We start from the raw sequence: 14,196 nt of genomic DNA on the forward strand, positions 1-14,196 counted from the left end.
GGAAAGGTGTATCGGCTTTTTTCAGACGGCATGATATAGAAAGGAGTAAAACAGTATGGTTGTATCGCTGTTTTAGCGTATTTCTAAATGACTCAATTTTAAAATCGATATTTAAAATTTAGTAGCCATTCACTCTGACGGTAGCGGTAATGTGCTGTATTGCTATGGGAGATTGAGCGTCTGAAACGAAACTCAGGGTACACGCCTTTAAGGTTCCACTGCGGAAAGCCCACAGCGGCTATCATTATGTATTGATTGTCGCGCCGCCGTTTGTTGTCGCTGACAAAACTTGCCGCGTCATAAAGACTGCGGCGGTGAAGCAGGATGGCGTTGAGGTAAGTACCGCTTGAAAAAAAACTATACGCTCCCAGCCGTGTTGTATATTCCTTGCTGGAAGAAGATTTTTCGGGATAGGCTTTGCGTGTTGCATCAAAGTTGGCGAACAGACCGCTTTTCGGCGTGATGGAAAATTCCGCCCCCGCGCCCAGTTCGTATTGTTTGTAGTCTGCAAAATAATCTTTGCTTTGTCCGCCGTATCCGGTCTTTTTCGCTCCGGCACGGGCATTGACACGCCAGCGCGGGGAGAGTGTGCGCGACCAGTCGGCATCCACACCCCATGCGCGGTAGTGGGTGTGGCGGTTGCGGAAGTCGTATTCGAAATAGGGCAGCAGGGAAAATGAGGAGCGTGCGTCGGCATAGGCATATCCCGCGTAAAGCGAACCGTTGTGATAGCCGTAATCCGGCATGGCCGCCGAATCTTTGTCTTTTTCCGTGTAGCGGTTGCCGTACAGCACACCGCGCACCTGTACGCCGTGATGCCCTTTGAGCGGGACGGTTTTTTCGGCGGTCGCGCTATAGGATGAGAAGGTCGAATCCGTTGGCGCGGGCAGGGTGCGCTCCATCAGGCACATGCCTGAGATTTCCCACACGCATTGGTTGATGCCGTTGCCTTGGTTTACATTGCTATTGTAGCCGTAGCCGAGGCTGATTTGGCCGTGCCAGCGGCGGCGTTTGCCCAGTTCGGACAGGTAGTTTTCCACGATGGGGTGAGTTTCAGCAGGAATATCCGTTTTCAGAACTTTCTCAAACGCGGCGGCGGACTCTTTGTTTTGGTTGTCTTCGGCATAAAACCGCCCCGCTTCGAGCAGAAGGCGGGGGTTGTCGGGTTCGGCTTCCAAGGCCGTCTGAAAACTGTTCCTTGCCGCGCGGAAATTCCCTTCGTCCCGTTTTTGTAGCGCATCGGCCAAATGAATCAGCGCGGGTTTGTGCTGGGGCAGTTTGTCGTAGCGGGCGGCGAACTGCCGCACCTTGTGCCACTGCCGCGCGTTGAGGGAGTGATAAATCGCGCTTTCCAGCTCTTCCGCCGTATCGCCGACTTGGTAGATTTCGCCGCCTATCGAAATATAGCCGTCGTTTTCCTCTATTTCCCCGCGTGCCTGCTCCGTATCCAGCCAACCACTTTCGCGGTATTGCTGCGTTTGGCGGCTGCCCTCGTCCAGCAGGCGGCGGCGTTCATCTGCGGCATCGTCGGACGGGGCGGCAAGGCAGACCGTACAGAGCGGCAGGAAAAGCAGGCAGAGGCGGTGGGTCATGGGATGGGGTCCTTTGGGAGGGGAGGCCGTCTGAAAGAAGTAAAAGCAGAAATCCATCAAGGCAATGCAGGTTTGCACGGCACTTCGGAAACAGGTCAGCCGCAGTATATTTATGCCTACTGCGGCTGCGGTTAAAAAACGGCGGTTTTTCTGATTGCGGGAACGGACGGCCAAACGCCGAAAACACCGGCATTCCCTAATCGCGTAAGCGGGCAAGGTTATTTTTTCGCGCCGCCGAAGGCTACGTCGTCGCCTTTGCCGTTGCCGCGTTCGGCATAGCCCGCCATAGCTGCCGCGCCTTTGCCGTAGAATTGGCCTTGGATTTTTTCATGATTACCCGCACCGCTTTTGAACAAGCCGTCAGCATTGTTAATTTCAACACCATTAAAGCTCAAATCCTTATCGCCTGCGCGTTTCAGTGCGCCGCTCATAGAACCTTTGTCACCCGTACCGAATGTGGCTTTGATTTCACCGGTATAGAAATCGTTTTTGCCCGGCGTGTGCTTGTTGATACCGACAACATTATAGGTGGCGGTAGCTAAGCCCATAGTGTTTTTGGTCGGATTCTCACCCACAAACCAAACCGTGCGGTTGCCGTCGTTCATATTCAAATCCGTGCTGTTGGTAATCTGATTGCTGTTGCCTTTGCGCGGAGCCCATTCGCCGAAGAAGACGTTGGTTGCCGCAGTCGGCACTTTGGCAAAGGTCATGCCGCCGAATTTCGGCGCAATCGGTAATTTGGGGTCGGCCATTTGGCGTACGCTGAACACTTCGGTGTTGTTGGCGCGTTTTTCATACCACACTTGGGCGAGTTTGGTTTTCGAGAACCAGCCCGCAATCGGGTTGATGTCGCCGGGTTGCAGATATTTCGGATTGGCCGTGCCGTTTACATTGGCGTTCTGATTACCGCCGTTGATGGGCGCATTGCCGTATTTGTTGCGGATGCGCTGCGCGGGGCCGGCTTGGAGGTTGATGGATTTGGACAGGCCGTTGCCTGTGCTGACTTTGATACCGGCCGCACCTGCACCGAAGGGTAGGGAATCTGATGTTTTGGGTTCGATTAAGTTTGGATTGCTTGAACCACCTTCCACATTAGCCGCATGAGCAGCAGAGCCGAAGGCTGCGGTCAGAAGGACGGCGAGGGTTAATTGCGATGCTTTCATGATTTTTCCTTTTAAAGAAAAGATATGATGGATACCGCTGTTTTGTCTCGAGCGGCAAGGTGTATCGGGTGTTACCGATAGGGCGCATATTAATATAAATAAAAATATAAATCTAATTAAAACTCATTATCAAATATAAAGTGCGGATTGCATTTGTCAATATTTTATTTTTAATATCATTGCATTATCATCTAAGAAATACAAATATTATAGTAACGGTAACAGACTATAGCCGACGGGCAGATTCCTGCCCGCCAGCTGCAATATGATGCGGTCAAGCCCTAAAACCTACCCTTGATGCCGAAGGTAACCGTCCTGCCCGGGCCGGGGACGGGGGTGCTGGACATGGGGTCTAGGTAATAGCGGTTGGCAAGGTTGGTCACGCCGAAATTCAAGTCTATATGTTTCCCTATGCGGTAGCGGGCATAGGCATCCAAAAGGGTGGCGGCATGCCAGCCGTAGGGTTTGCCGTTGCGCTCATACACCTGCCCCACGCCGTCGGCAATCAGCTTGTCGTAGTTTTTCCGCTCCGCCTTGCTGTGATGGATGGCGCGCATGCCCAATTCCAGTTTTTCATTAAAGAAGCGCGTGCCGACATCGAGGGTAAGCGAATATTTCGGCTGCAGGGATTGGAAGAAGCGGCTGAGGCCGAAGCCGCCTTCGAGGCATTCGGGTACGCGTTGGTAGTAATAGTCGAATTTGAAGGCGATACTCTTGTCGCACACCATATGTTTCAAGCGGTAAGTGCCGCCGAAGGAGGCGAAGAAGCGGCCGCTGTCGAGGCGGCTTTGCAGCTCCACCCCCTTGCTGATTGCCTTGTCGTATTGGATCATGCCGCCGTCCATATTCGAGGTGTCGATTTGGTTTTTGATTTTATTGCTGTAGTAGGTGAGGCGGAGGTCGCCTTGGCGCAGTTTGGCGAAATGCGGGGCGAAATTGAAATTGTAGCCGACTTCCCAGTTGGTGCTTTTTTCCGGCTTCAGGCTGTATTCGGCCACGGTCTTGCTGCCGTACAGCCCGCCGCTGCCGGTGGAAGCGGTCAATTCATAGAGGCTGGGGAAGCGGCTCATGCGGGCATAGCGGGCGAAGAGGCGGTGGTTGTCGGCAAGATCGTAGCTGACCGACAGCATGGGCGCCCAGGAATGCGCGCGCTGTTCCTGCGGCATGCGCCAGCGGTCGGCTTCGCCGAATGGATGGGGTATCCACGCGGTATTATTATAGTCGTGACTTACCCTTTGATCCGGAGACGGATAGGAGCTGCCCGTATACTCATTAACCAGCCTATCACTAATACGGAAATCATCACCGTATTTGCCGACAGGCGAACCCGGGATATAGCGGCGGTAGCGGCCTATTTTGCCTTGTGGGTTGTTTACCATTTCACGGTACATTTCCGGAGTAATCTGTATTTTATCGGTATCGAATTTACCCGCGACCATCGGGATAATCTGCTTACGGCGCAGGATATAAAGTGCGTCTTTATCTTTATCGGCTTCACTTTTCATGGTAAGGCTGCCATCCACTTTGCCGTAAATACGGGTACGGTAAAAAGCATCATCGGAGCCGTCGTCTTCGACCTGATTGAAATCATAGCCGTTCTTTTCGGCAAAGCGGCGGCTTAACTGCTTATACTCGTCGCTTTGTCTATCCATTTGATCCCAAAAATTGCGGTTGTAAGTCCGCCGCAAACCGTCTAATAAGCGCAAGTCTTCTTCATCCGCCAATTCGTAATACGGCATTAGCAGGCCGGTAACATAGCTGTCCGAACCCAGGCCGTACTGATACCAGGGGTTGCGTGCGGCACGCTGCCGCGCCAGTTCGATATTGCGCCCTTTAAAGTTCTGATAGCGCACGCCCGCCTGTATGTTCAGGCGGGAAGTCGGTTTCCAGTCAAACACCAGGTTCGCGCCCCATTCGTGCTTTTTCGCCGACTGCGGGCCGCCCAAGGCCGCCATGCGGGTCAGTACGCCGAAAGTATTCATCAAATCATTGCTGTCGGCGGTATCGGTGCGTTCTTCCAGTGTTTCACGCTGGTAGTCGGCGGCGAGGGTGAGGCTGAGTTTGTCGGAAAGGCGGAAGCGGTTGCTGAGGTTGAAGCCGTTGCGGACGACGTCGGTACGCTGCCGCGCGCCGGGAACGATGATGCGGTCGGGATGTTCGATGTAGTAGCGTTCCTGATTCAGCTTTTGCTTCAGTTCGGCCAGATTCATCATTTTGCCGATTTGGTTGGTCTGGTCGGTCATCACATTTTTATCGGCGGGCGTGATGGCGTAGTAGCCGCCCGTATGCCCCATCCAGCGGTCGGTAATCGCACGGTTGTTTTCATCGTGTTCTGCCAGCTTGCGGGCGATTTTGTCGGGCGTGTCTTCTATCATGCGCAGCACTTCTTCGTGGGTTCGCGCCGAGCCGTAGGTGTTCGACGCCATCGCGTCTTCGCAGCTTTCCCCCCGCAGGTTGGGCGAGGGCTGTTTGCGTATGTTGCACCAGTACCAAAGGTCGTACTCATAGTCGGGCGTAATGACGCCGACGACGGGGCCGCCGCTCTGATGGCGGTTGCTGTCGGTCTTCACCCGCCACATATCGGCTTGAAGGTCTATCCATTTGTTGTTTTGCGGTTTCCATTCGTAGCCGATTTTGTAGGTTTTGCTGTCGATTTTCGTGCCTATGCCCGGTGCCTGCTGCGCGGGTTCGTCTAGGGATTGTTCGGCGAAACCGAGTATCCATGCCGTTATCAGGGGATTGATTTCGCCGAAGCCGATTTTGTTGTTCATATATTGCAGGCTGATTTTTTGGTTGCTTGGCAGATACCAGTTGTTTTTCAGCAGCAGGGTTTTGGTGTCGGTGTGGCTGTTCATGATTTCTTCGCCCGGCCGGAACAGGACGGCCATATTGGGTACTAGACTGGAAGACGATTTGCAGAGTATGTCTTTTTCCAGTTGCGATTTGTTGGGATACTGATCGTAACAGGCATCTGCACCGTAAATGGGGTTGTTGAGGTAGCTCTGATAGCCGCGTTTGCCCGCGTAGTAGTTGCCTTTTTGGCGGTGGCTGTATGCAGCAAGGCCGTCTGTAATGTCGGTTTTGAAGGCGGCGGACAACATCAACTGCCTATCGTCTTTGAAGTTGGTGTGGCTTTTGCCGCCCGCATACTTCGTACCTGCTATGCCTTCGTCCAACAACAGGGCGGTGGGGGAAGGTTTGCCGGTATAGCCGGTCAATACATCGGGCATACCCGATACTCCGTCCGCCGTTGCGCCTATGGGCGAGAGGGTGCGGTAGTCGCGGCCTAAGAATTGGCGCAAGTCGTTTTTCTGCGCCACGGTGTTGCCGGAAAACTCGGTTTTGACTTCGATTCCCCAGTTTTTGCCTTCGGGGATGATGTCGGCGGGTTCGATGGTGCGGATGGACATCGCGCCGCCGACGCCTGATTTTACGCCGCGCGTTAGGGCGGGGCTTTTTTCAACTGCGATGCTGCGGAACAGGGCGGGGTCAAGGTAGTTGCGGTCTCCCACGCCGTAGTTGTTGAGCCAGACATCGACCGTTTGCTCCGTGCCGTCCAGCGTTACGGGGATGCGGCCCTTGCCGGTGATGCCGCGTATATTGGGTGTAATCGCGCCACCTGCGGTGCGGGTGTTCATGTTGTACACGCCGTTTAGGCCTTTGAGCACGTCGCCGGCGGATTGGACGCGGTAGCGTTCGAGGTATTCTTTGCCGACGTAGGCGTTGGAGACGTTTTTGTAATACACGTCGTCCGCGCCTTTTTGGTCGTTGGTACGTTTGCCACTGACAACAACGGTATCCAATTCCTGGTATTGTTCTGGTCGAGCTGAGGTTTCGATGGTATTGGCAACGGTTAATGTACTGAATGCGCTGGCAAGGCTGAGAATGATTATTTTGGGTTTGGGAGTAAAAGCAGACATAGTTTCTCTTTGTTAAGAACTTAATATAATAGGTTAAAATACTCTTTTATATAAAAAATATAAAATTTTTAAATATTATTAATATTTATATCATAATTGATTATTCTTATCATTATTGAAATAATTTAATAAGTAGTTGTTTTTATCATAATTTTATTTGGATAATATTCAGATAAATAGAGAGATAAAAAGGCCGTCTGAAAATTTTCAGACGGCCTTTTGTTTCATTTGCTTTGAGAATCAATTAAGCAAGATTATTTTTCAGCTTCTTCAAAGCCGACGACTTCTAAGCCGAAGCCGGTGAGGCCGGTGAAGGATGACGGCTGGCCGAGGACGCGTAGTTTTTTGACGTTGAGGCCCGCGAGGATTTGTGCGCCTATGCCGTAGCTTTTGCTGTCCCATTTGTAGGCTTGGTTTGCGCCTTTGGGCAGGGTGCGGTCGAGCAGGGTGGCGCCGTCTTCGGTACGGTGCAGGAGGATGACTACGCCGCTTTCGGCTTGTTGGATGCGCTCAAGGGCTTTGGGCAATGACCATGAATGGCGCGGGTTGGCTTGGATGAAGTCCATGACGCTGAAGGGTTCGTGGACGCGGACGAGGGTTTCTTCGTCGGCGGTTGGTGTACCTTTGACGAGGGCGAGGTGGGTTTCGCCGGAGAGTTTGTCGACGTAAACGTGTTGTTGGAACTCGCCCCACGGGGTTTGTACGGGTGCGTTGCCCATGTCTTCGAGCAGGCTTTCGGTGCGGCTGCGGTATTCGATGAGGTCGGTAATGGTGCCGATTTTGAGATTGTGTTCTTCGGCGAACTTCATCAGTTCGGGCATGCGCGCCATGGTGCCGTCGTCGTTGATGATTTCGCAGATGACGGCGGCGGGAATCAGACCGTTCATTTGTGCCAGGTCAACGCCGGCTTCGGTATGTCCGGCACGGACGAGTACGCCGCCTTTTTGGGCGCGCAGTGGGAAGATGTGGCCGGGTTGGACGATGTCTTCTGGTTTGGCGGATGGGGAAACGGCGGTTTGAATGGTCAGGGCGCGGTCGGCGGCAGAAATGCCGGTGGTAATGCCGTGGGCGGCTTCGATGGAGACGGTAAAGTTGGTGCCGTATTGCGCGCCGTTTTTCTGGGTCATCATGGGCAGACCGAGTTTTTCGACCATTTCGCCGTTCATCGGCAGGCAGACCAGGCCGCGTGCGTTTTTGATCATGAAGTTGATGGCTTCGGGGGTAACGAATTGGGCGGCCATCAGCAAGTCGCCTTCGTTTTCGCGGTCTTCGGCATCGGTGATGATGACCATTTTGCCGGCTTTGATGTCTGCTAGGATTTCGGGGATGGTGGAGATGTGGGACATGGTATTTCTTTCTTGGCTGATGGTGGGGGCGTGGCGGTCTTGGTGGTCTTGATCCAGCCACATGTCAGGCATATTGGCTGCTTGCTCGATTTTTCGGGCTTTTTTCTCGCCGAAAGATTTGTTTTTCAGCAGGGCGGACAGCTCGCCTTGGTTGATGGCGATGGCTTGGGCAAACTTGGTCTGCTGGCCGTTGTGGTGTTGTGTTATCCATTGCCGCAGGTTGTGGCGGCGCAGGTCGGGGGTATTCATGATGAGATGAAATTGAATTGTGTGTAATGGATTGTAGTCTTGTCTTTACCAAAAGGCAAACTTTGTTTGTTAAGATTTTTTTATTACTTTTTGGTAATAAGTTTTAATATTTCAGACGGCCTGGGTAGGGCTTGAAATTGACGGTTTTGGGAGAATATGGGGAATGTTTTGATGATTATTTTAACGGGGGATGTTTGAAATGAAAATGCTTGGGCGCGGATTGGTCGTGCTGGTGTTGTGTGCGCTGACGGCTGCAGGCGGCTGGTTTTATGCCCTGCATGGTCAGAACGAAGAACATCAGGTTTTGTCCCGTGATGGGGTTTTGATGCAGATTAAGCAGATGAACCGCTTGGAAAGTACGGCATTTTATATCGATACGATTATCCGTACGGAGAAAAAAGGGGATTGGCGCAGGCTGTGGCAGGATTCGCAAAGCGGTATTTTTATTGTGCGCGGTAAGGTGTTGGCCGGTTTGGATTTGGACAAGTTAGGCGCGGACAATGTCAATATTGTGGACGACAAGGTATTGATCAGCCTGCCGGCGGTGGAAATCTTGAGCGTGGATTTGGAAAATATCGAAGTGTACGATATTCAGACCGGCTCGTTTAATTTGCTGCCTATGGATAAGTCTGTATTTAAGACGGTGCAGGAAGAGGCGAGACGGCAGGTATTGCAAAGCGCGTGCAAGGCTGAGATTTTGGAACATGCCAACCGTCAGGCGCAAATGCAGTTGGAAAACCTGTTTGCATTGACGCAGACGAAGGTATCTGTCTATCCGGCTGCGGTAGGGAAGTGCGGTTAATATGCGTTATCTTGACCGATTAATTGAACATTGTATACAAGCAAAAAAGCTTGTACCTGACCGTACCTTTGAATTTACAACGTTGGAACAATTGCCCAGTCATGGATGCTTTATTTATGTTATCCAACAGATTGAAGGCGACATTAATACAACTTTTCAGCAATTTCAAAATTTTCGCTTACTTAAAACACATGCCTGCGCAAAATTAAATCGCCCAAGTCAGGTTCTATACGTAGGGTCTTCACGCCACAGTATTCGGAATAGATTGGCACAGCATTTGGGCTTCGGGCATAAAAGTACCTATGCATTGCATTTAAATCAATGGTATCAAGGCCAATATAAAATAACGATTCATCAATATGCCGATACACTTCCCGCTGATGTGCTGCAATTGATTGAAGACGATCTTGCTGATCAATTACAGCCGGCATTTGGTAAATCAGGTACCAACAATAAATAGCACGCATATGAGTGTAGAACATGTAATAGCAAAGATTGACAGGGTTTGGCTCAATTGTTATTTTGCCGCTATTCTCCCATTTTGCTGTATTGTTCATGCCAATAGATTGCTTGAAAAGATAAGGCCGTCTGAAAAATTTTCAGACGGCCTTTGTTTCTTATAGCCATTAACCGCGGCGTAAAACGGCGGTATTGATGTATTTTTGAATACCGGTGGCAATGGCTTGGGCACATTGTTGGCGGAATGATTCGCTGCCGAGCAGCCGCTCTTCGGTAGGGTTGGAGAGGAAGGCGGTTTCCACCAAAATAGACGGAACATCCGGCGCGCGGAGGACGGCGAAGTTAGCCTCGTCAACGCGGCCTTTATGTAATTGGTTGAGTTTGCCCAATTCGGTCAAGACGGAATGGCCGAGCTTGCGACTGTCGCGCAGGGTCGCGGTTTGGGTCATGTCCAAAATCGTGTTGTCGACGTTGCGGTTGCCGCTGGATTGTACACCGCCGATGGCGTCGGCGTTGTTTTGGGTTTGGGCAAGGAATTTTGCCGCCGAGCTGGACGCGCCTTTGGTATTGAGCATATATACGCCGGTACCGCGTGCGGACGGGCTGGTAAAGGCATCGGCGTGGATGGATACGAATACGTCGGCATTGCGTGCACGGCCTTTGGCAACGCGTACGCCCAATGGGATAAAGATGTCTTCGTTGCGCGTCATGAATACGTTGTAACCCAAGGCTTCGAGGCGTTTTTTGGTTTCGCGGGCAATGGAGAGTACGACGTTTTTTTCTTTGAGGCCGCTCGGGCCGATTGCGCCGGGGTCTTCACCACCGTGACCGGGGTCGATCATAATCACGGGACGGCGGTTGCCACCGCTGCCGCGATTGTTTTTAGGGGCAGGGGTGTCGTATGCGATATTGGTATTTTGACGTTGTTTGGGAACATTGCCGTTGAGCAAGGCCATCATCGGGTCGTTGGCATCTGCGCCGTGCGGATAGAGGTCGATAACCAAGCGGTTTCTGAAGTTGCCGACGGGGGCGAGCGCAAAGACTTGCGGATGGGTGCTTTGTTTGAGGTCGATGACGATACGCACGGTGCTGGGCGTATTTTGACCGGCACGAATGCTGCGGATAAAAGGGTCGTTAGACAGCACTTTGCTGGAAATGCTTTGCAGGACGCTGTTGATTTCCGCTCCTTGAATATCTACGACCAACCTGCTGGGGTTGTCTAACATAAAATGTTGGTATTTCATCGAGTGGTTGCTCTCAAGGGTAACGCGTGTGTAGGCGTTCGCCGGCCAAATGCGGACGGCAAGGAATTGCGCAGGAGAGGCCGGTTTGGCCAATGCGGCACCAACGGGCGTGAGGGTGAGAAATAGTCCTGTGCCTTGACGGAGAATGTGTCTTCTAGTTAATTTGACCATGATTCTAAACTTTTTCGGCCTTGGTTTGTGTGGGCGGAAAAGGTGCAGGTTCTGCCCTTATCGGTGTACGTCAATGTAATGGTAATGTCTGCCGGAGGCGTAAATTCCCCACCTTGCTGCGGCCATTCGATGAGGCAGATGCTGTCAGGCGCAAACAATTCGTCCAAACCGGCATCTTCCCATTCCTCAGGCATGGTAAAGCGGTAGAGGTCGAAATGGTGGAGGGTGAATGCATCCAGCGGATAAGATTCGACAATGGTGTAAGTCGGGCTTTTGACTGCGCCCGTATGTCCCAGTCCGCGCAAAATCCCGCGTGTCAGCGTGGTTTTGCCTGCACCCAGCCCGCCTTCAAGATAGATGGTCAGCGGAGCGGAAAGCTGTTTGCCCCATTCTTCACCCAGTTTCAGGGTTGCTTCTTCATCGGGCAGAAAACGGGTGTACAGTCCGTTTGAGTGCATGGAATAGGCCTTGTCGTTCAAAAGGCTTAATTATGATGGAATTGGCGGCGTTTGCAAACCTGATAGACGATAAAGTTAGATAAAGATAGTGTTGAGGCCGTCTGAAAACGGAATTCAGACGGCCTTTAATGTTAAAATCAAAATATCCCCCATAAAATTGCGAGACAGCTTATGCCTTTATCCATAGACGAACAATTATTGCCGCACCGCAATGCCATCGACAGCATCGATGCGGAAATCCTCCGTTTGCTCAACGAGCGCGCCGGTCATGCGCATGCTATCGGCGAATTGAAAGGGACAGGCGCGGTGTACCGTCCTGAACGGGAGGTGGCCGTTTTGCGCCGGATTCAGGATTTGAACCGCGGCCCTTTGCCGGACGAATCAGTCACCCGGCTGTTTCGCGAGATTATGAGCGAATGCTTGGCGGTGGAGCGTCCGCTGACGATTGCTTATTTGGGTCCGAAGGGGACATTTACCCAGCAAGCTGCCATCAAACATTTCGGCCACGCCGCACACACCATGGCGTGTACCACCATCGACAACTGCTTTAAACAGGTTGAAACGCGTCAAGCCGATTATTTGGTGGCGCCGGTAGAAAATTCGACCGAAGGCTCGGTGGGCCGTACTTTAGACTTGTTGGCAGTAACTGCGTTGAAAGCCTGCGGCGAAGTGGTTGTCCGCATCCATCACAACTTGTTGCGTAAAGACAGCCATAAAATCGGCGGCATTACCAAAGTTTTCGCTCATGCCCAAGCCTTGGCGCAATGCAACGACTGGCTCGGCCGCAACCTGCCTAATGCCGAGCGTATCGCCGTAGCCAGCAATGCAGAAGCAGCGCGTCTGGTTGCCGAATCTGACAGTCCGAATGTGGCCGCCATTGCCGGACGTATCGCCGCGGAAATTTATCAGTTGAGCTTTGCCGCCGAGTGTATCGAAGACGAACCGAACAACACCACGCGCTTCTTGGTGATGGGTCATCAAGAAACCGGCCGCAGCGGCAACGACAAAACCTCTTTGGTCGTATCCGCACCCAACCGTGCCGGTGCCGTTACTTCTTTGCTGCAACCTTTCACCGAGTTGGGCATTTCCATGACCAAATTTGAAAGCCGCCCAAGCAAATCGGTTTTGTGGGAATACCTGTTCTTCATTGATATCGAAGGCCATCAAAGCGATGAAAATGTCCAAAAAGCCTTGCAGCTTTTGGGCGAACGTGCTTCCTTCGTGAAAGTTGTCGGCTCTTATCCGACCGTTGTTTTGTAAGGATTATTGGGTATCAAAGGCCGTCTGAAAAGTTTTCAGACGGCCTAAATTATGTTCTCAATAGTTGCCATTTATGCAACATCATTGGCAGATTGATGTCAGTAAGTTTGCATGATTGGAAATGAACCCTCTATAATCCGAACGTTTTTAATATTTTCATGCAAAGAAAGGAGCAAGCCATGACACGCAATACTTCAATCCGCTCAATCACATTCTTTGCAGCCCAAGCGTCGGTCTGATTTTCGGATAACGCTTTTCGCATTCCATGTCGCCCGCTTCGGGCTGCTTTCCCTACGATTATCGGCTAGAAACCAGGCCGTCTGAACATTTCGCAGACGGTGGATATTTATTGTCATCTGTTGTCGGTTTCTATCCGTTTTAAAGAAAGCATAAACACATGGGCAATTATCCCCATCATATTCAAATTATTGCCGATTCAAATACATGGATTGAAGGCAACGCTGTTGCACAGCTCGAAACCACCGCCCGATTACCGCATATGTTACGCGTTGCCGGAATGCCGGATTTACACGCAGGGCGCGGTTATCCGGTTGGAGCGGCATTTTTCAGCGAACGTCATTTTTATCCTGCCCTGATTGGGAACGACATCGGTTGCGGCATGGCGTTTTGGCAGACCGATTTACGCGCAGCCAAACTTAAGCCGGCCAAAATCGCCAAACAGCTGGGCAATATCGATACGCCGTTGGATAAAGACGAACAGGTTGATTTGTTAGGCGACGCTGTCGATATGCGCCAATTTTCAGACGGCCTTGCCGTAGGTACGATTGGCGGCGGCAACCATTTTGCCGAGTTGCAAACCGTTGATACCGTTTATCGCGCCGATTTGCTTCCGCCTAATTTTGATGAAAACCATCTGCAACTGTTGGTGCATAGCGGTTCGCGTGGATTAGGCCAGCAGATTTTGCAACGCCATATTGCCGCCTTTGGGCATCAAGGTTTGGCAGAAGGGGGTGAAGTGGCAGCAGCCTACCTTGCCGAACACCAAACAGCCCTTGAATTTGCCAGCCTTAACCGTCGTCTGATTGCGGCCAGAATGCTCGACCGTTGGCGCGCAGAAGGAATATGCCTGCTCGATGTCCATCATAATTTTTTGGAACAAACCGAGATTGACGGCACAACCGGTTGGCTGCACCGAAAAGGCGCAACGCCCACCGATAAAGGCTTGGTCATGATACCCGGCTCGCGCGGCGATTACAGCTATCTGGTCCGACCTGCCGAAGATTGCCAAATTTCGTTGAATACCTTGGCTCACGGCGCAGGTCGGAAATGGCAGCGCGGCGAATGCAAAGGCAGGCTGTCGCACAAATATACTGCCGACAGCCTGCGCCAGATCGAATTTGGCAGCGTAGTCGTTTGCCAGGATAAGGCACTGATTTTTGAAGAAGCGCCACAGGCTTATAAAAGCATCGACAGCGTTATTGCCGCCATGAAAAACGCAGGTTTGATTGAATTGGTTGCGCGGTTTAAGCCTGTTTTGACTTATAAAACCCGCGGTGAGTGTGGAGCATAAA

At 51.8% G+C, this 14,196-nt stretch carries 11 protein-coding genes; 5 read left to right on the forward strand and 6 right to left on the reverse strand.

Features of this window, described 5'->3' with window-relative positions; genetic code table 11:
• Positions 1-98: 98 nt before the first annotated feature.
• The gene (locus tag HMPREF2560_RS10120) at positions 99-1,592 is read right to left on the reverse strand and encodes a surface lipoprotein assembly modifier (protein ID WP_070607796.1); all 1,494 of its coding nucleotides are present in this window, start codon (positions 1,590-1,592) and stop codon (positions 99-101) included.
• Between the two features lie 3 nt (positions 1,593-1,595).
• On the opposite strand from HMPREF2560_RS10120, the gene HMPREF2560_RS11505 reads away from it, so the two are divergent.
• Complete coding sequence (locus HMPREF2560_RS11505; RefSeq protein ID WP_283116349.1) at positions 1,596-1,727, forward strand: hypothetical protein; 132 nt, start codon at positions 1,596-1,598, stop codon at positions 1,725-1,727.
• Positions 1,728-1,810: 83 nt separating this feature from the next.
• On the opposite strand, the gene HMPREF2560_RS10125 is transcribed toward HMPREF2560_RS11505, so the two are convergent.
• The 3 genes from HMPREF2560_RS10125 to ribBA all read right to left on the reverse strand — a co-directional run bounded on the left by HMPREF2560_RS10125 (position 1,811) and on the right by ribBA (position 8,273).
• Entirely contained in the window at positions 1,811-2,755 is a 945-nt protein-coding gene (locus HMPREF2560_RS10125; protein WP_070607794.1) for a Slam-dependent surface lipoprotein, read from the reverse strand.
• Between the two features lie 281 nt (positions 2,756-3,036).
• Positions 3,037-6,675, reverse strand: a complete 3,639-nt coding sequence (tdfG, locus tag HMPREF2560_RS10130) for a TonB-dependent receptor TdfG (protein WP_070873860.1) — start codon at positions 6,673-6,675, stop codon at positions 3,037-3,039.
• Between the two features lie 254 nt (positions 6,676-6,929).
• Positions 6,930-8,273, reverse strand: a complete 1,344-nt coding sequence (gene ribBA, locus HMPREF2560_RS10135) for a bifunctional 3,4-dihydroxy-2-butanone-4-phosphate synthase/GTP cyclohydrolase II (protein ID WP_210400424.1) — start codon at positions 8,271-8,273, stop codon at positions 6,930-6,932.
• A 187-nt stretch (positions 8,274-8,460) separates the two neighbouring features.
• On the opposite strand from ribBA, the gene HMPREF2560_RS10140 reads away from it, so the two are divergent.
• Entirely contained in the window at positions 8,461-9,072 is a 612-nt protein-coding gene (locus HMPREF2560_RS10140) for a DUF4230 domain-containing protein (protein WP_083306174.1), read from the forward strand.
• Position 9,073: 1 nt separating this feature from the next.
• Complete coding sequence (locus tag HMPREF2560_RS10145; protein ID WP_070607785.1) at positions 9,074-9,532, forward strand: hypothetical protein; 459 nt, start codon at positions 9,074-9,076, stop codon at positions 9,530-9,532.
• A gap of 166 nt (positions 9,533-9,698) precedes the next feature.
• Here the strand turns inward: HMPREF2560_RS10145 and HMPREF2560_RS10150 are convergent, their stop codons facing one another.
• Positions 9,699-10,946: an N-acetylmuramoyl-L-alanine amidase gene (locus HMPREF2560_RS10150; protein WP_070607782.1), complete on the reverse strand. Its 1,248-nt coding sequence runs from the start codon at positions 10,944-10,946 to the stop codon at positions 9,699-9,701.
• A complete protein-coding gene (tsaE, locus tag HMPREF2560_RS10155) occupies positions 10,934-11,404 on the reverse strand; it encodes a tRNA (adenosine(37)-N6)-threonylcarbamoyltransferase complex ATPase subunit type 1 TsaE (RefSeq protein WP_070607779.1) in 471 nt (156 codons plus the stop codon). Before tsaE ends, HMPREF2560_RS10150 begins: the two co-directional genes overlap by 13 nt.
• A 171-nt stretch (positions 11,405-11,575) precedes the next feature.
• Between tsaE and pheA the strand changes: the two genes are divergently transcribed.
• Both pheA and HMPREF2560_RS10165 read left to right on the forward strand, forming a co-directional pair.
• On the forward strand, positions 11,576-12,664 hold the full coding sequence (pheA, locus tag HMPREF2560_RS10160; RefSeq protein WP_070607776.1) for a prephenate dehydratase: 1,089 nt from the start codon (positions 11,576-11,578) through the stop codon (positions 12,662-12,664).
• A 397-nt stretch (positions 12,665-13,061) separates the two neighbouring features.
• Positions 13,062-14,195, forward strand: a complete 1,134-nt coding sequence (locus HMPREF2560_RS10165; RefSeq protein WP_070607773.1) for an RNA ligase RtcB family protein — start codon at positions 13,062-13,064, stop codon at positions 14,193-14,195.
• The last annotated feature ends 1 nt before the right edge of the window (position 14,196 follow it).

Source organism: Neisseria sp. HMSC078H04 (genome assembly GCF_001838135.1).
Classification (GTDB): domain Bacteria; phylum Pseudomonadota; class Gammaproteobacteria; order Burkholderiales; family Neisseriaceae; genus Neisseria.

Coding starts and splice junctions, on each gene's coding strand:
- HMPREF2560_RS10165 (WP_070607773.1), top strand. CDS start 13,062: ATGGGCAATTATCCCCATCATATTCAAATTATTGCCGATTCAAATACA.
- pheA (WP_070607776.1), top strand. CDS start 11,576: ATGCCTTTATCCATAGACGAACAATTATTGCCGCACCGCAATGCCATC.
- HMPREF2560_RS11505 (WP_283116349.1), top strand. CDS start 1,596: ATGGGGTCCTTTGGGAGGGGAGGCCGTCTGAAAGAAGTAAAAGCAGAA.
- HMPREF2560_RS10120 (WP_070607796.1), bottom strand. CDS start 1,592: ATGACCCACCGCCTCTGCCTGCTTTTCCTGCCGCTCTGTACGGTCTGC.
- tdfG (WP_070873860.1), bottom strand. CDS start 6,675: ATGTCTGCTTTTACTCCCAAACCCAAAATAATCATTCTCAGCCTTGCC.
- HMPREF2560_RS10140 (WP_083306174.1), top strand. CDS start 8,461: ATGTTTGAAATGAAAATGCTTGGGCGCGGATTGGTCGTGCTGGTGTTG.
- tsaE (WP_070607779.1), bottom strand. CDS start 11,404: ATGCACTCAAACGGACTGTACACCCGTTTTCTGCCCGATGAAGAAGCA.
- HMPREF2560_RS10125 (WP_070607794.1), bottom strand. CDS start 2,755: ATGAAAGCATCGCAATTAACCCTCGCCGTCCTTCTGACCGCAGCCTTC.
- HMPREF2560_RS10145 (WP_070607785.1), top strand. CDS start 9,074: ATGCGTTATCTTGACCGATTAATTGAACATTGTATACAAGCAAAAAAG.
- HMPREF2560_RS10150 (WP_070607782.1), bottom strand. CDS start 10,946: ATGGTCAAATTAACTAGAAGACACATTCTCCGTCAAGGCACAGGACTA.